This window comes from Streptomyces sp. NPDC057136 (genome assembly GCF_042670885.1).
GTDB lineage: Bacteria > Actinomycetota > Actinomycetes > Streptomycetales > Streptomycetaceae > Streptomyces.
In genome coordinates this window covers 36,277-53,401 of the sequence record NZ_JBHUUV010000006.1, presented here as the reverse complement: position 1 = coordinate 53,401, position 17,125 = coordinate 36,277, and the positions used below count along the sequence as shown (strand labels likewise).

Here is a 17,125-nt window from a genome sequence, read left to right as displayed (position 1 = left end):
CTTCCCGAGTGCACCGCCGGCACCCGGTGCCGCGCGGTGCACCTGCATGTCCGGGCCCGCTCCGTGACCCCGGGTAGGTTGCGCCCATGACCGAGTGGGACGTCAAGAAGCTCCGCATCCTGCGCACTCTGCGCGACCGGGGCACCGTGACCGCAACAGCCGAGGCGCTGCTGATGACCCCGTCGGCGGTCTCCCAGCAGCTCACCAACCTGGCCAGACAGCTCGGCGTACCCCTTCTCGAAGCCCAGGGCAGACGCGTCCGTCTCACCGACGCCGCCCACCTCGTCCTGCGTCACGCCGAGGTGGTCTTCGCCCAGTTGGAGCGCGCCGACGCCGAACTGACCGGCTATCTGCGCGGCGAGGCGGGCGAGGTGCGGGTCGGCGCCTTCTCGACGGCCGTACCCGCCCTGGTCGTACCTGCGATCCGGCTTCTCCGCTCCGAGGACCGGCCTGGCCCGGAGGTACGCGTACGGGAGGCGGAGGCGGCGGAGGCGTACGAACTCCTCTCGTCCGGCGACGTGGACCTGGCCCTGTCCCTCGCGGCCCACGCGCCCACGGCCCGCGACCCCCGCTTCGCCCTCGTCCCGCTCCTCGCCGACCCCCTGGACGTGGCCCTGCCCGCCGGTCACCGGCTCGCCGAGACCCCCGGTCTGCGCCTCGCGGACCTGTCCTCCGAACCCTGGATCTTCGGCGGTTCGGGCCCCTGGTCGGAGATCACGACGGCCGTGTGCGAGGCGGCGGGCTTCGTACCCGAGCAGGCCCACAGCGCCTCCGGCTGGACCGCGATCCTCGCCATGGTCGAGGCGGGCTTGGGGATCGCGCTGATCCCCCGGATGGCGTCGAGGGAACGCAGCGACGGCGTGGTGATGCGGGTCCTGGACGCGGACCAGCCGCGCCGCCACGTGGTGGCGGCGGTACGGCAGGGCGCGGAACGCGGCCCGGCGGTGGCCCGAGTCCTGGGGGCTCTGAGGGCAGTGGCCGAGTCCCGCCACTCAACCATTCAGTAGAACTGAACAGACTCTACAAAAACTTTCGATGGACCTGATGGGTCGGTCTGTACGACAGTCATCGCATGACCTTCGACGCGAGCGAGACCACATTCCAGGACAACGACCCCCACGCCAATGACGCGGCCCCCTACGGCGGCGGCGACCCCTACGCCGACTACCGCACCGCCACCGACCTCCCCTTCACCGAGCTCGTCGACCTCGCGGACCGCCGCCTCGGCGCGGGCGTGATCGCCGCCAACGACGAGTTCTTCGCCGAGCGCGAGAATCTGCTCATCCGTGAGCGCGCCGTCTTCGACCCCGAGCGCTTCGGCCACAAGGGCAAGATCATGGACGGCTGGGAGACCCGCCGCCGACGCGGTGCCGACGCCGCCCACCCCTTCCCGGCCCCCGGGGAGCACGACTGGGCCATCGTCCGGCTCGGCGCTCCCGGCGTCATCCGCGGCCTCATCGTGGACACCGCCCACTTCCGCGGCAACTACCCGCAGCGCGTCTCGGTCCAGGCGACGGCCGTCGAAGGCTCGCCCAGCCCGGCCGACCTCCTCGCCGACGACGTGAAGTGGGAGGAGATCGTCCCGCCGACTCCCGTGCGCGGCCACGCCGCCAACGCCTTCGAGATCACCGGCGGACGCCGCTACACCCACATCCGCCTCTGCCAGCACCCCGACGGAGGCATCGCCCGCCTCCGCGTCCACGGCGACGTCGTCCCCGACCCGGCCTGGCTCGCGGCCCTCGGCACGATCGACCTGATCTCGATCCTGAACGGCGGCACGTACGAGGACGCCTCGGACCGCTTCTACTCCTCACCGGCGCAGATCATCCTGCCCGGCACCTCCCGCAAGATGGACGACGGCTGGGAGAACCGCCGCCGCCGGGTCCGCGACACGAACGACTGGGTCCGCTTCCGCCTGCCCGCCCAGGGCGCGGTACGCGCGGTCGAGATCGACACCGCCTACCTCAAGGGCAACGCGGCCGGCTGGATCGCACTCCAGGGCCGCAACGGCGAGACGGGCGAATGGTTCGAGATCATCCCCCGCACGAAGCTCCAGCCCGACACCCCGCACCGCTTCGTCCTGCGCGCCCAGGCCGTGGTCACCCATGTCCGCCTCGACACGTTCCCCGACGGCGGAGTGGCCCGCATGCGCCTGCACGGCTCCCTGACGGAAACGGGCACGGCCGAACTGACCCGCCGCTACGAGGAGTCGGGCGCCTGACGCTCCGCTCACCACAACTCCCGCCCGTCGGACGGCTGCGCAACGGCGCCCGCCCGACGGGCGGTTTCCAATCCGCTGGGAGTATCCCTGGGGAGTACGGACGTTGGGGGATGCAAGGAAGCGACGCGAGTCGACATGCGAACCCCTGAAAGGTGCCCCATGCTGCGAGTCAAGGCCTTCGATCACCTGGTGCTCAATGTGCAGGACGTCGAGCGGGCCCTGGAGTTCTACTGCGGGCCGCTCGGTCTGGAGCCGGTCCGGGTGGAGGAGTGGCGGGCCGGGAAGGTCCCGTTCCCGTCGGTGCGGGTCAGTCCGACGACCATCATCGATCTGCTCGACAGCCCCCGCGGTGCTTCCAACGTGGACCACATCTGTCTGGTCGTCGAGCCGCTGGACTGGCAGCAGGTCATCGACTCGGGCACGTTGACCGTGCTGGAGGGCCCCGCCGGGCGATTCGGCGCCCGGGGCGAGGCGCTGTCGGTATACGTACAGGATCCGGACGGCAACACGGTGGAGCTGCGCTGGTATCCGCAGGACGTGACGGAGTAAGCGGCCACGGACGTGATGAGGGGGCGCCACCGTCGGTGGCGCCCCCTCACTGTTCAGTCAAGCCGTCAGGCAGTCGCCGCCGCCGCGTCGGCCGCCTGGGCCTTCAGCGCACGCTCGACGCCCGCGCGGGACTCCGACATCAGCCGGCGCAGGGCCGCGTTCGGCTCCGCCGACGCGAGCCAGGCGTCCGTCGCGTCCAGCGTGGCGTGCGAGACCTGGAGCGACGGGTACAGGCCGACCGCGATCTGCTGGGCCATCTCGTGGCTCCGCGAGTCCCAGACGTCCTTGACCGCCCCGAAGAACTTCTCCGTGTAAGGGGCCAGCAGCTCGCGCTGGTCCGTCTGGACGAAGCCGCTGATGACCGCCTCCTGGAGGGAGTTCGGCAGCTTGTCGGACTCGACGACCGAGGCCCAGGCCGCGGCCTTCGCCTCCGCCCTCGGCTGCGCCGCACGCGCGGACGCCGCGTGGCGCTCGCCGGCCGCCGTCTTGTCGCGCTCGTACTCGGCGGCGATCTCCTCCTCGTCGAGCAGTCCGGTCGCGGCCAGCCGCTCCACGAATGCCCAGCGCAGCTCGGTGTCGACGGCCAGGCCCTCGATCGTCTCCGTGCCGTCCAGCAGGGCCTGGAGCAGGTCCAGCTGGAGCGGGGTGCGGGCCGTCGTCGCGAAGGCGCGGGCCCAGGCCAGCTGGTGGTCGCTGCCCGGCTCCGCCGCACGCAGATGGGCCAGCGTGGCGTCCGTCCACTGCGTCAGAGCCGCCTCACGGGCCTCCGGCGCCGCGTACAGGTCCAGGGCCAGCTTCACCTGACGGTGCAGCGACTGGACGACGCCGATGTCCGACTCCTTGCCGATGCCCGACAGGACGAGGGAGAGGTAGTCGCGCGTCGCCAGCTCGCCGTCGCGGGTCATGTCCCAGGCCGAGGCCCAGCTCAGGGCACGCGGCAGGGACTCGGCGAAGTCGCCGAGGTGAGCGGTGACGACCCGCAGCGACTCCTCGTCGAGGCGGACCTTCGCGTACGAGAGGTCGTCGTCGTTGAGGAGGATGACCGCCGGGCGGGCAGTGTTCGCCGGGAACGGCACAGCCGTGCGCTCGCCGTCGACGTCCAACTCGATCCGGCTCGTACGGACCAGCTTGCCGGCCTCGTCGAGGTCGTAGCAGCCGACCGCGATCCGGTGCGGACGCAGCGTGGGCTCGCCCTTCGCGCCCGCGGGGAGCGCCGGGGCCTCCTGGAGGACCGTGAAGGACGTGACGTGACCGTTCTCGTCCGTCTCGATCTCCGGGCGCAGGATGTTGATCCCCGCGGTCTCCAGCCACAGCTTCGACCAGGTCTTCAGGTCACGGCCGGAGGTCTTCTCCAGCGCGCCCAGCAGGTCCGACAGGCGGGTGTTCCCGTAGGCGTGCGCCTTGAAGTACGCCTGGACGCCCTGGAAGAACGCGTCCATGCCGACGTATGCCACGAGCTGCTTCAGGACCGATGCGCCCTTCGCGTACGTGATCCCGTCGAAGTTGACGAGGACGTCGTCGAGGTCGCTGATGTCCGCCATGATCGGGTGCGTGGACGGCAGCTGGTCCTGGCGGTACGCCCACGTCTTCATGGAGTTGGCGAACGTGGTCCAGGAGTGCGGCCACTTGGAGCCCTCGGCGTACGCCTGGCAGGCGATCGAGGTGTACGTGGCGAACGACTCGTTCAGCCACAGGTCGTTCCACCACTCCATGGTGACGAGGTCGCCGAACCACATGTGGGCCAGCTCGTGCAGGATGGTCTCCGCACGGACCTCGTACGCCGCGTCCGTCACCTTCGAACGGAACACGTACTGGTCGCGGATCGTGACCGCGCCCGCGTTCTCCATCGCGCCCGCGTTGAACTCCGGGACGAAGAGCTGGTCGTACTTGGCGAAGGGGTACGCGTAGTCGAACTTCTCCTGGAACCAGTCGAAGCCCTGCCGCGTGACCGCGAAGATCTCGTCCGCGTCGAGGTACTCGGCGAGCGAGGGGCGGCAGTAGATACCGAGCGGAACGGACTGGCCGTCCTTCTCGTAACTGCTGTGCACCGCGTGGTACGGACCGGCGATCAGGGCCGTGATGTACGTCGAGATGCGGGGCGTCGGCTCGAAGACCCAGAGGTCGTCCTTGGGCTCCGGCGTCGGCGAGTTGGAGATCACGGTCCAGCCGGCCGGGGCCTTCACACTGAAGCGGAAGGTCGCCTTCAGGTCGGGCTGCTCGAAGCTCGCGAACACCCGGCGGGCGTCCGGGACCTCGAACTGGGTGTAGAGGTACGCCTGCTCGTCGACCGGGTCGACGAAGCGGTGAAGCCCCTCACCGGTGTTGGTGTACGCGCAGTCGGCGACGACCTTCAGCTCGTTGGTGCCCGCGCGCAGGTGCTTCAGCGCGATGCGCGAGTCACGGAAGACGGCGGCGACATCCTGCGCCTTGCCGTTCAGTTCGACCTCGTGTACGGCCGGGGCGACCAGGTCGATGAAGGTCTCCGCACCGTCTTCGGCGGAGTCGAAGCGCACGGTGGTGACGGACCGGTAGGTGCCACCCTCCTGCGCTCCGGAGAGGTCGAGATCGATCTCGTACGCGTCCACGGTCAGCAGGCGCGCCCGCTCCTGTGCCTCTTCGCGGGTCAGATTCGTGCCAGGCACGGGGTCATCTCCTTGATATGCGAGTTTTTGGTCATCCTTCCATGGGACATGCACACAGCGCGATGTCCGTTTTCCGCCGGACTCCCGGGGAAGGCGGCGCGACCCTCGAACCATGACCGGCTACGAGGCACGTCCCATTGAACCGACCGCACTCAAGGAACTCAGGGAGACCGACGACGCGGGCCGCCCGTGCGTCCCGTACACGGCCACGGAAGGGGGCGGTCCGCTCCGCTGCTGCCTGCGGGGCGCGGAGCCGGGGGAGCGCATCGCACTTGTCTCGTACGCGCCGCTGCGCCGCTGGGCGACCGCGAACTGGGCGAAGCCCGGGGCGTACGACGAGCAGGGGCCGGTCTTCATCCACGCCGAGGAGTGCGAGGGACCAGCGGCGGAGCGGGAGGGGTATCCGTTCTCGCGGGCCGGTGCGCTGCGGGTCCTGCGGCGTTACAGCGCGGAGGGCCGGATCGTCGGCGGGCGGCTGCTGGAGATCCCTGCCGACGAGGAGCGCGGCTTCGACTCGGCGTTCGCGGAGGCGTTCGCCCATCCCGAGGTGGCCCTGGTGCATGTCAGGGCCGTGGAGTACGGGTGCTTCCAGTTCGAGGTACGGCGGGACTGACCGCCGGGGCTCTGCCCCGGACCCCGCTCCTCAATCGCCGGACGGGCTAAATATTGCCTATCAAGCCCGTCCGGCGATTGAGGACAAAAACAGAGCCGGCTCAGCCCTGCAGCTCCGCCGCCACCAGCTCCGCGATCTGCACGGCGTTGAGCGCCGCGCCCTTGCGGAGGTTGTCGTTGGAGACGAACAGCGCCAGACCGTGCTCGACCGTCTCGTCGACCCGGATGCGGCCCACGTACGAGGCGTCCTTGCCGGCCGCCTGGAGCGGGGTCGGGATCTCGGAGAGCTCGACGCCTTCGGCGTCCTTCAGCAGCTCGTAGGCGCGCGCGACGCTGACCGGACGGGCGAACCGGGCGTTGATCTGGAGCGAGTGGCCCGAGAAGACCGGAACGCGGACACAGGTGCCGGACACCTTGAGCTCCGGGATCTCCAGGATCTTGCGGGACTCGTTACGGAGCTTCTGCTCCTCGTCCGTCTCGAACGAACCGTCGTCCACGATCGAACCGGCCAGCGGCACCACGTTGAACGCGATCGGGCGCTTGTAGATGGTGGGCGCGGGGAAGTCGACGGACTCGCCGTCATGGGCCAGCTTGTCGGCCTCGGCGACGACCTTCAGCGCCTGGCCGTGCAGCTCGGCGACACCGGCGACACCGGAGCCCGACACCGCCTGGTACGAGGCGACCGTCAGCGTCTCAAGACCGGCCTCGGTGTGCAGCGGGCGCAGCACGGGCATGGCCGCCATCGTGGTGCAGTTCGGGTTGGCGATGATGCCCTTGGGGCGGACCTTCGCCGCGTGCGGGTTGACCTCGGAGACGACGAGCGGCACCTCGGGGTCCATCCGGAAGGCGGAGGAGTTGTCGATCACGACGGCGCCCTGCGAGGCGACCTTCTCGGCGAGCGCCCGCGACGTCGCGCCACCCGCCGAGAACAGCACGATGTCCAGGCCCGTGTAGTCGGCCGTGGAGGCGTCCTCGACGGTGATGTCCCTGCCCTCCCACGCGATGGTGGAGCCCGCGGAGCGGGCGGAGGCGAAGAGCCGCAGCTCGGCGACGGGGAACTTCCGCTCGGCCAGGATGCTGCGCATGACTGTGCCGACCTGACCGGTGGCGCCGACGATTCCGACCTTCACGAAGACTCCTCTGTACGTGTGTGCGACCCGCTTGCCGCTCCATGATGCGTATGTCCCTGCCCGCCTTGTCCAATCCATTGTCCGTTCCTCGGACGGCGAACGCCGTCCGGGTGAACGTTCCGCCGTCCTTGCGCGTCACAGGGGAAACACATTCAGGGGGAGGCAGTCCTTGCTGGGAAGGAAGGCGGCCGGCGCGGGGGAAGATCCCCTCGGCCCGGCACAGGTGAACCGGGTACGGGCGGTTCTTTCACTGGGCGGAGTGCCGTATTCCGATCTCCAGGACGGGGTGCAGCAGGTACGGCTGCGCCTCCTGGAGCGCTCGGCGAGCGGCCGGGAGGCACCCCGCGAGATCGGCGCCTGGGCGGCCGTGGTCGCCTCCAACCTGGCCGCCGACTGGCACCGGGGCCGTAACAGGCAGGAGCGGATCGGCGCCCGGCTCGCCGCGCTGAGCCCGGCGGATTCCGGGACCGAGGGCGGCCAGGAGGCGCGGCTGCTCGCCCTCACCGTCGCGGAGGGGCTGGACGAGCTGCCCGCGGCCCAGCGCCAGGCCCTGGTGCTGCGCTTCTACGCCGATCTCTCCGTACCGCAGATCGCGGCTGAGCTGGGCATTCCCGAGGGCACGGTGAAGAGCCGCCTGCACACGGCGGCCGGAGCGATGCGCGAGCGGCTGGCGCGGATTCACGCGGACGAGGTGGTGTGACGGTGAACACGGACGAACCGGACGAGCTGATGGCCGTACTGCTGGGGCAGCCGGCGCCCGACGAAGACGATGACGCGGCCGCCGCGGCCCGGTATGCCGCCGCGGCGCGTGACATGACGGTGCTGGGCGAGCAGCTGCACCTCATCGGGGACCGGCTGGCCGCACCGGAAGCGCTGCCGGGGGTCCAATCGCCCGCCCGCTCCCGGTGGACCCGGAAGGGACCGCTGGCGCTCGCGGCGTCGGTGGTGATCGCCGCCTGCCTGGCCGGGACGGGAATCCTCTGGTCGGTCGCCCAGCCGTCCGGGGAGCACGGCGACGCCAAACTGACCGAGGAAGGGCTGATGGCCTGCGCCCGGGTCGTCGCGGACGGCACGGTCAGCCGGACGGAACGGGTCGGCGGCCTCGTACGGGTCGTGCTGACGGTCGACCGGTACCTCAAACCCGACCGGGGACCGCGGGAGACCGCGTTCGTGGTCCCGAGCGCGGAGGCGGACTACTTCCGGCCCGGCAGGCCCATGGCCGTGATCGTCTCGAGCTTCCCCGGTGAGGGCGTCGAGTCCTTCACCGGTGAGGACCGGGCCACCGCCTGGCAGTGGATGTCGGCCGCGCTACCCGCCTCGCGCACCCTGGAATGCACGGACCCCGGATGACGCACAGCGGGGCGGGAGCTCCCGGAAGGGCGCCCGCCCCGCTGCTCAGATACCGCAGGCCGTTACGGCGTGACCTTCTCGATCACGACGCTGCCGGTGCCCGCCGCGGTGCCGCGGGCGTTCACCAGCTGGACCTCACCGAAGAACTGACGTCCCTCGGGGACCGTTCCGGCGACCAGGACCTCGGCGCCGAGCTGGGCCGAGGCGCCGTTGGCCAGGGTCACCGTCTTCGACTCGTCGACCGTGATCGCGCCGAGCGACGGCGCGTAGTACACGTCGCGGTAGTCGTACTCGGTGGTCCCTGCCGGAACTGCGTAGCCGTCGACGACGACGGTGTACGTACCGGCGGCAGGCTTCACCAGGCTGACCGACTCCTCGGAACCGGCAGAGGTGGACGAACCGACCTCCGTGTCACCGTTGTAGACGTACAGGTCGATGTCGGCGTTGGTGTCCGAGGTGCCACCGATGGCGAAGTCGAGCTTCTCGACGCCCTCACCGATGGTGACCGTGGTCTCGTACTTCTGCCCCTTGGAGATCGACGGACGCTCGACCTTGGCCGAACCCAGCGAGCCGCCCTTGAGCGTGCCCTCCAGGTCACCCGCGTTGTTCGTGACCGTCCAGTTCACCGCGGCCGGGGTGCCGACCTTCGCCTCGGCGATGGTCTGCACCGCCGGGTCGAACGAGGCGCCGAGCAGCGAGACATCCAGCTTGTACGGGTTGTCCAGCAGCGACGACGTACGCCGCGACTCGACCTCGATCTCCCAGACGCCGGGCTGCGGGTCCTTGTAGGAACGCACGTCCGGGCGGCAGGTGTTGGTCGGGCTTTCGTAGTTCGGGTAGCAGAAGATCGTGGAGCTGTCCTCCACCCCGACCCCGTAGGGGTGGATGGAGATGAACCGCGTCTGGCTGCCCGAACGGAGCGCGCTGAGGGCGACCTCAAGGGTCTCCGCGCCCTCCGGCACGTTCACGAAGTACGACTTGTGGTCGTTGCGCTGCACCGAGCCGGACGCCGTGTACGCGTAACCCGGCGCCACCAGCTGCTTGGCGACGACGACGGTGGCGAGGATCTGGTGGTCCACGCCGACGGTCTTCGAGTCGTTCACCTTGAGGATCGCGCTGTGCACACCGGCGCTGCCGGGGCGCGCCTTGACCTTGACGGTCACCGGCTTGGCGAGCGGCAGCGAGACGGTGCTCGAACCGGCCAGCGAGAAGGTGCCGTCGTTGTTCTTCCAGGACAGCGAGTGCGCGACATTGCGGTCGGGGCCCGTGGTGCGGGTGACCGTGACGTCGTACGTCTTGCTCTGGCCGGCCTTCAGGCCGCCCTCACGGTCGTACAGACCGGTACCGAAGCCCGGGGTCTTCAGCGCGAAGTCGATCGCGGTGTCGACCGGGGCCTTCACCGAGTACTCGTGCGCCGTGGCGCCCGCCTTGATGGAGTTCCAGGCACCGACGATGTTCATCAGACCGGCACCCTGGGCGTGCGCGGGCACACCCTTGATGTGGGTGGCGGTGCTGGTCAGCGCGGTGCGCAGGTCGGCCGGGGGCAGCTCGATGTTCTTCTGCTTCGCGGCCGAGAGCAGCAGCGCGGCGGCACCGGCGGCCTGCGGCGAGGACATCGAGGTGCCCTGCAGCATGGAGTAACCGGCCGGCAGGCGGTAGCCCGCCTCCTTGACCGGGCCGCCGGGCAGCCAGGTCTGGGTGGTGTTGATGGACGCACCCGGGGCCGTCAGGATCGGCGCGAAGCCGCCGTCCTCACGCGGACCGCGCGAGGAGAAGGGCAGCATGTTGTACGTCTTGGTGACGTTCGAGCCGTAGTTGGCGGCCCACGTCTCCTTGGAGATCGCCGCACCCACCGAGATGACGTGGTCGGCGAGACCGGGGTCACCGATGGTGTTCACACCGGGACCCTCGTTGCCGGCCGAGATGACCAGTTGCACGCCGTAGGTGTCGATGAGCCGCTTGTAGAGCTCGGCGCGGGCGTTGTTGCCGTCGTTCAGCGGCGGCAGGCCACCGATCGACATGTTGACGATGTCCACACCGCGGTTCACGACGAGGTCGATCATGCCCTCGGTCAGCGCGATGTTGGTGCAGCCGCCGGACCAGGTGCAGGCACGCGAGGAGACGACCTTGGCGCCGGGCGCCGCGCCGTTCATCTTGCCGCCGAACAGGCCGTTGGCCGCGGTGATGCCCGCGACGTGCGTGCCGTGCTCGGACTCGATGACACCGATGCTGACGAAGTCGGCCTTGGCGCCGGCCGCGTTGTAGACGACGTCCTTGCGGGTCTCGACGACGAACGGAATCCGCTCGACGACCTCGGTCGCCGGGTTGTCCGTACCGAAGTAGCCGACCTGGTGGCCGTCCTTGTACGGCTTCATGACGGCGTCGTTGGTGAAGTCGGCGTCGTTGTTCAGGTCGACGCGCGCGGTGCCGGCGACCGCGTCGTAGAGGACCGCCCACACATCGGTGGTGTCGCCGTCCCGGTTCAGGTCTCCCGCCATGTCGCCACCGCGGGTGGCGGCCTCGGAGAAGAGCTGGATCTTGTACGCGCCCTCGGGCGCCGAGTACGTGCGTCCGCCGATGGTGAAGGTGGGACCGGCCACGGAGGCCGTCATCCGCAGCCACGTACCGTCGCCGTCGCTCACCGGGTCGGTGGCCGTCACCCAGTCGACGATCTTGCGCTCGCCGGTGGTGGTCTTCTGCAGCGCGGGGTGACCGAGGTCGACACCGGAGTCCAGGACACCGATGGTGATACCGCGGCCGTCGGCCTTCGGGTGCTGCTCGACGAAGTCGACCGCGCCCGTCTCGAAGGACGGGTTGTACGGGTTTTTCGCCGGGGTCTGCTTGCCGGGCGCCGGGTAGGAGCCCGTGGCCTGGGTCGACGCACCGGCCGCCCGGTCGCCCGCCGGAGTCGGGTCGTCGAGCTTGATCTCCTGCTTGAGATCGATGCCGTACACCGACGACAGCTTCTGCGCCGCCTTGAGCGTGGCCTCGGCGGTGGCGGTCGGCACGGTCGCACGGACGTAGCCGAGCTTGTCGTACGTCTGCCCGAGCACGGACCCCTTGACGGCGTCCAGCTGCTGGGCGACCTGCTCGGTCGCACCGGGGGCGGTGGCGACCATCAGCGTGATGTTCTTCTCGCCCTTGGCCTCGGCCTGCGCCAGCACGTCGGCGTCGGCGCTGCCGAGCTTGTCGCCGTTGGCGCTGGCGGCAGAGGGCTTGACCGGTGCGGTGGCGGGGTCGTCGGCGGCGAAGACCGGGGCGGCGCCGGAGGCGGCCAGCGCGGCCACCAGACCGGCGGCGGCGGCGATTCGGGCCGCGCGTCTCGTCCCGGGTATGAAACTGGGGGATTCCTTGGTCATCAGCATCCCTGTATGTGAAAGAGAGAGTCCGGAATTCGGTACCCGATGACCGCTCACCCTGTCGTAAATGACAGGGGTTTGTGGAGAGTTGACGGGGGCGAGTATGGGACATGGCGTAGATCCGCCAGTGAGGTCAAAGCGTCACGTGGGACGAATGGGCCCATAGGTGCCTTCATCGAGGCAGGATCACCACGTACGCGGCCGGTTCGCGGTCGTTCGCCGCCATCAGCGCCGTGCGCACCACGGTCGCCTGCTGTGCCAAGGTCTCGCGCAGCTTCTTCGGTGTGACGTGGACGACGGTGACCCCGAGCCGCTCCAGATGGTCCCGCTTGGCGGCGTACGCGGACCAGTGCTGCTCGTCCTCCTCCTGGCGCCCGCTGCCTCCGGGGGTACGGCAGTCGATCTCGACGGCCAAGGCCTGGTCGGGCCAGTACGCGTCGACCCCGCCCAGATGGGGGCCACCCGGCAGTCGCAGGTCCACGTTCCACAGCGGATCCGGCAGCCCCTGTGTACGGACCATCTCGTACAGCCGGCTCTCCGCGATCGCCCGGCCCTCGGCCAGCAAGGAGTCGACGGCTTCCTTCACATGGGCTCGCCCCAACAGCTTCGCCGCACTCAACTCCCGGACCACCGCAGCCGGTTCGCAGTACACGCCCCGGACGGCCTCCGTCAGCAGACGGCGCGCCACGGAGCCGTCCGTGATTCCGGCGACCGCATCCGCGAGGGCCCGCTCCACGGGGGCCGCGGGCACCCCGTCCACCCGTACGGGCCTGGGCAGCCCGGTGCCGCGCAGCACCTGTACGTACCGGGTCGAGCGCAACCGCCGCGTACGGGGCACCAGTACGTCGATCCGGTGGAGCGAGGCCATCGGTGGCGCGGAGGAGAACCCGTACAGGGTGAGCGCGGCCAGGCCCGTCACCATGGCCTCCCCGTACAGGCGTCCGCCCTGCGCGGGCACCGGGCGCCGCGCCGACACGGGTGGGCGCCCGGCGTACAGCAGGGCGCCGTGCAGCCGTTCCTCGCCGGTGGGCGGACCCGGGTGCAAGAGGTATACGCCGGGCAGCAGTTGCTGCCAGGGGCCACCGGGCAGGCACTGTGCGGCGGTCTGCGCGGCGGACACGCCCCGTGCCCGCAATTGGGCGGCGGACTGCACGCGGTGCCGAACCTTGTGGGGGTGGGGGAAGAGAGGGGTGTTCTGCGTCATGACTCCGAGGTTCCCGCTCACTCAGGGGGCCCTAACCTCTGTTACACACCCGTCGACAATTGAGGACAACGCCGCCCTAAAGTACGGGAGTTCGACTGCCGAAAAGACCCGTCCCGCCGGATATCGTGCCTGCGGCCGTCCGCGTGCGTGTACGGACTTAGCGCGTACGGGCCCGTCCGCCTGACCTGGTGGGTGGTTGGGTGGGGCCGCCTGGTCGTCACCTGGCCGGTGGTGGGTTGGGTGGGGCCCCTCCGGAGTGTCTCCTCGGGACGGGCGCGGCACCCGGGTCCGTAAGCGAGCCCGGCTCCTACGCCCGCCCCTGCGGGGACCCTCCTGCACGGCCCCACCCACGTATCGCGGTCACTGCGACCCGGTGGCACGGGACGCGGACACGTACCCGGCGCCCCCCGGATTGCCCAGGCGGCACGGCCCGCAGTGACCCTCCGGCCGGTCCGGGGCCGTGCAGGAGGGTCCCCGCAGGGTGACGAACGGATACCCGGGCAGCTATACGTCTCCGCCGAACGTTCGTTGCCCGAGGAGACATTCCGGAGGGGCCCCGGGCCACCCCGAACGGGCAACCGGGGACCGGGGCAACAACTTCAGCCCGTCCGGCGTTTGAGGACGGAACCCTCACAGACGACCCGGGTCACACCGCCTGCCCCCGCAACGCCCGCGCCAGATCGTCCCGCGCCTCCAGGACCAGCCGCCGCAGCGCCGGCGCCGCATCCGCGTGCGAGCTCAGCCACGCGTCCGTCGCCGCCAGCGTCGCCGGACTGTCCTGGAGTCCCGGGAACAGCCCCGACACCACGTCCATGCCGATCTGGATCGACCGCTCGGCCCACACCCGCTCGATCGCGGAGAAGTACGCGTCCGCGTACGGCGCCAGCAGCTCCCGCTGCGACGACTGCACGAAGCCCGAAATCGTCGCCGTGGCCAGCGCGTTGGACAGCTTGTCCGACTCCACGACCGCAGCCCACGCCTGCGCCTTGACGGCCGCGGACGGACGCGAGGCCAGGCACCGCACCTGGTGCCGCTTGCCCGACGCCGTGTCGTCGCGCGCCAGCTCGGCGTCGATGACCGACTCGTCGGCCCGCCCGTGCGAGGCCAGCGGCGACAGCAACGCCCAGCGCAGCTCCTGGTCGATGTCCAGGCCGTCGATGAGCGCCGAGCCGTCGAGCAGCCCGGTCAGGAGCTGGAAGTCCGCGTCCGACGAGGCGACGGCCGCGAAGAACCGCGCCCAGGTCAGCTGGTGCTGGCTGCCCGGCTCAGCGCCGCGCAGCTCACGCAGTGCGCCCTCGGCCAGCAGCCGGCCGCCCTGTTCGCGCCAGCCGGGCGCGGCGTAGTGCACGAGCGCCGACTGAGTCCAGTTGTGCAGCATCTGGAGTACGCCGATGTCCGACTCGCGGCCGGAGAACGCCAGCACGAGGGAGATGAAGTCGCGGGCCGGCAACAGCGCGTCCCGCGTCAGGTTCCACAGGGCCGACCAGCAGACCGCCCGCGCCAGCGGGTCGGTGATGTCACCGAGGTGGGCGCCCAGGGTGGCGAGGGAGCCCGCGTCGAAGCGGACCTTGCAGTATGTGAGGTCGTCGTCGTTGACGAGGATCAGCTCGGGCTTCTCCGCCCCGGCGAGCTCCCCGACGACCGTGCGCGACCCGGCGACGTCCACCTCGGCGCGGGCGTAACGGACCAGCGCGCCCTCGGGGTCGTGCCGGTAGAGGCCGACCGCGATCCGGTGCGGGCGCAGCTCGGGGTGGGAGGCGGCGGCGTCCTGGAGGACGGCCAGCTCCGTGATCCGGCCGGCCGCGTCGTACGTCACGTCCGGCGTGAGTACGTTGACGCCGGCCGTCTGCAGCCATGCCTGCGACCAGACCGTCATATCGCGCCCGGACGTCTCGGCGAGCGCGGAGAGCAGGTCGCCCAGCTGGGTGTTGCCGTACGCGTGCCGCTTGAAGTAGCGCCGGGCGCCTTCGAGGAACGCGTCCCGTCCGACGTACGCCACCAGCTGCTTCAGCACCGACGCGCCCTTGGCGTACGTGATGCCGTCGAAGTTGAGCTTGGCGTCCTCCAGGTCACGGATGTCGGCCGTGACGGGGTGGGTGGACGGCAGCTGGTCGGCGCGGTAGGCCCACGCCTTGCGGTTGTTGGCGAAGGTGACCCAGCCGTTGGTGAAGCGGGTCGCCTCCACCTGGGAGAACGTGCCCATGAAGTCGGCGAAGGACTCCTTCAGCCACAGGTCGTCCCACCACTGCATGGTGACCAGGTCGCCGAACCACATGTGCGCCATCTCGTGCAGGATGACGTTGGCCCGGCGCTCGTACGACGCCGATGTCACCTTGCCGCGGTAGATGTACTCCTCGCGGAACGTGACACAGCCCGGGTTCTCCATCGCGCCGATGTTGTACTCGGGCACGAACGCCTGGTCGTACTTCCCGAACGGGTACGGGTAGTCGAAGTTGTCGTGGAAGAAGTCCAGGCCCTGCTTGGTGACGAGGAAGATGTCGTCCGCGTCGAAGTGACGGGCGAGGCCCTTGCGGCACATCGCGCCGAGCGGGATCTCCAGGGTCGAGCCGTCGTCGAACACCCGGGTGTAGAGGTCGGTCTCGTAGTGGTACGGACCGGCGACGACCGCCGTGATGTACGTGGAGATCGGCTTCGTCCCGGCGAAGCGCCGCACCTCGCCGTCGCGGGACTCCTCGGCGCCGTTGCTCCAGACCGTCCAGCCGTCGGGAGCCGTCACCTCGAAGCGGAAGGGTGCCTTCAGGTCGGGCTGCTCGAAGTTCGCGAAGACGCGCCGGGCATCGGCCGGCTCGTACTGCGTGTACAGGTAGACCTCGCCGTCCTCCGGGTCGACGAAGCGGTGCAGACCTTCGCCGGTCCGGCTGTACGCGCACTGCGCGTCGACCACCAGGACGTTGTCGCCATCGGCGAGGTCGTCGAGCGCGACGCGGGCCCCGTCGAAGACGACCGCCGGGTCCAGCGGCTTCCCGTTCAGGGACACCGCGCTCACGCTCGGCGCCAGCAGATCGGCGAAGGTCGAGGCCCCCGCACGCGTGGCGCGGAACCGGATGGTGGTCTGCGAGCGGAAGGTGCGCGGACCGGCCTCACCTTCGTCCCCGTCGGGCTCACCGACGGCGGAACGCAGGTCGAGGGCGACCTCGTAACCGTCGACGGTCAGCAGCTCGGCCCGCTCACGGGCCTCGTCGCGGGACAGGTTTTCACCGGGCACGGGCACTCCTTTGTGTCTCGTTCGAACAGCTTTGATCCTCGCATGCCGGGTCCGGCGCACGTATCCGGGAATGGAGGGGGCGCCCGGTGGTGTTCTGGCGGTCAGTGGTCGCGCCCTTCTGAGGAGAGACATGTCTGACAACAGCACGGCGAACGGCAGGACTCCGGTCGACTTCTGGTTCGACCCGCTCTGTCCCTGGGCGTGGATGACCTCCCGCTGGATGCTTGAGGTGGAGAAGGTCCGCGATGTCGAGGTCCGATGGCACGTGATGAGCCTGGCCGTTCTCAATGAGGACAAGCTGGACCAGCTGCCGGAGGAGTACCGCGACATGCTGGAGAACAAGGCCTGGGGCCCGGTCCGGGTCGTTGTCGCCGCCCAGCAGAAGCACGGCGACGAGGTCGTCGGCCCTCTGTACACGGCGCTCGGCACCCGTTTCCACAACAAGGGCGAGGGCCCCACGCCCGCGGCCATCGTGACGGCCCTGGAAGAGGTCGGCCTCCCGGTCGAGCTCGCGGCGTACGCGGACTCCGACGCGTACGACACCGAGCTCCGCGCCTCCCACAAGGAGGGCATCGACAAGGTCGGCCAGGAGGTCGGTACGCCGGTCATCGCGGTCCCGGGCGCCGACGGCGAGCAGATCGCCTTCTTCGGCCCGGTCGTGACCCCCGCCCCGAAGGGCGAGGACGCGGCGAAGCTGTGGGACGGCACGCTGCTCGTGGCGTCGATCCCCGGCTTCTACGAGATCAAGCGGACCCGGACCCAGGGCCCGATCTTCGACTGACCGTGGGTGTGGGTACGGGGCGGGTTCCGGACGTGGTCCGGAGCCCGCCCT

Annotated in this window: 12 protein-coding genes; 7 read left to right on the top strand and 5 right to left on the bottom strand. The window is 70.1% G+C overall.

Annotated elements, in window-relative coordinates:
• Positions 1-86 precede the first annotated feature (86 nt).
• The 3 genes from ACFT7S_RS09960 (at position 87) to ACFT7S_RS09950 (ending at position 2,770) form a co-directional block, all read left to right on the top strand.
• A complete protein-coding gene (locus ACFT7S_RS09960) occupies positions 87-1,007 on the top strand; it encodes a LysR substrate-binding domain-containing protein (protein ID WP_382729328.1) in 921 nt (306 codons plus the stop codon).
• A gap of 65 nt (positions 1,008-1,072) precedes the next feature.
• Positions 1,073-2,221, top strand: a complete 1,149-nt coding sequence (alc, locus tag ACFT7S_RS09955) for an allantoicase (RefSeq protein ID WP_382729326.1) — start codon at positions 1,073-1,075, stop codon at positions 2,219-2,221.
• A gap of 159 nt (positions 2,222-2,380) precedes the next feature.
• Positions 2,381-2,770: a VOC family protein gene (locus ACFT7S_RS09950; protein WP_382729324.1), complete on the top strand. Its 390-nt coding sequence runs from the start codon at positions 2,381-2,383 to the stop codon at positions 2,768-2,770.
• A gap of 65 nt (positions 2,771-2,835) precedes the next feature.
• Here ACFT7S_RS09950 and pepN (ACFT7S_RS09945) read toward each other — a convergent pair whose 3' ends face one another.
• Positions 2,836-5,412 (bottom strand): aminopeptidase N, encoded by a 2,577-nt coding sequence (gene pepN, locus ACFT7S_RS09945; RefSeq protein ID WP_382729322.1) that lies wholly within the window; start codon positions 5,410-5,412, stop codon positions 2,836-2,838.
• Between the two features lie 112 nt (positions 5,413-5,524).
• Here pepN (ACFT7S_RS09945) and ACFT7S_RS09940 point away from each other — a divergent pair, with 112 nt between their 5' ends.
• A complete protein-coding gene (locus tag ACFT7S_RS09940) occupies positions 5,525-6,025 on the top strand; it encodes a DUF1203 domain-containing protein (protein WP_382729320.1) in 501 nt (166 codons plus the stop codon).
• Positions 6,026-6,125: 100 nt separating this feature from the next.
• On the opposite strand, the gene ACFT7S_RS09935 is transcribed toward ACFT7S_RS09940, so the two are convergent.
• Positions 6,126-7,154 (bottom strand): aspartate-semialdehyde dehydrogenase, encoded by a 1,029-nt coding sequence (locus ACFT7S_RS09935; RefSeq protein WP_382729318.1) that lies wholly within the window; start codon positions 7,152-7,154, stop codon positions 6,126-6,128.
• A 169-nt stretch (positions 7,155-7,323) separates the two neighbouring features.
• Here ACFT7S_RS09935 and ACFT7S_RS09930 point away from each other — a divergent pair, with 169 nt between their 5' ends.
• Both ACFT7S_RS09930 and ACFT7S_RS09925 read left to right on the top strand, forming a co-directional pair.
• On the top strand, positions 7,324-7,854 hold the full coding sequence (locus tag ACFT7S_RS09930) for an RNA polymerase sigma factor (protein WP_382729316.1): 531 nt from the start codon (positions 7,324-7,326) through the stop codon (positions 7,852-7,854).
• Positions 7,855-7,856: 2 nt separating this feature from the next.
• The gene (locus ACFT7S_RS09925; RefSeq protein ID WP_382729314.1) at positions 7,857-8,504 is read left to right on the top strand and encodes a hypothetical protein; all 648 of its coding nucleotides are present in this window, start codon (positions 7,857-7,859) and stop codon (positions 8,502-8,504) included.
• 62 nt (positions 8,505-8,566) lie between these two features.
• On the opposite strand, the gene ACFT7S_RS09920 is transcribed toward ACFT7S_RS09925, so the two are convergent.
• From ACFT7S_RS09920 to pepN (ACFT7S_RS09910), 3 genes are all read right to left on the bottom strand, one after another.
• A complete protein-coding gene (locus ACFT7S_RS09920; RefSeq protein ID WP_382729312.1) occupies positions 8,567-11,869 on the bottom strand; it encodes a S8 family serine peptidase in 3,303 nt (1,100 codons plus the stop codon).
• A 166-nt stretch (positions 11,870-12,035) separates the two neighbouring features.
• A complete protein-coding gene (locus ACFT7S_RS09915) occupies positions 12,036-13,067 on the bottom strand; it encodes a hypothetical protein (RefSeq protein WP_382729310.1) in 1,032 nt (343 codons plus the stop codon).
• A 646-nt stretch (positions 13,068-13,713) separates the two neighbouring features.
• Positions 13,714-16,293 (bottom strand): aminopeptidase N, encoded by a 2,580-nt coding sequence (gene pepN / locus ACFT7S_RS09910; RefSeq protein ID WP_382729308.1) that lies wholly within the window; start codon positions 16,291-16,293, stop codon positions 13,714-13,716.
• Between the two features lie 130 nt (positions 16,294-16,423).
• On the opposite strand from pepN (ACFT7S_RS09910), the gene ACFT7S_RS09905 reads away from it, so the two are divergent.
• Positions 16,424-17,074 carry a DsbA family protein gene (locus tag ACFT7S_RS09905; protein ID WP_382729306.1) on the top strand — a complete coding sequence of 217 codons (651 nt, stop codon included), beginning with the start codon at positions 16,424-16,426 and terminating at the stop codon, positions 17,072-17,074.
• Positions 17,075-17,125: the final 51 nt, after the last annotated feature.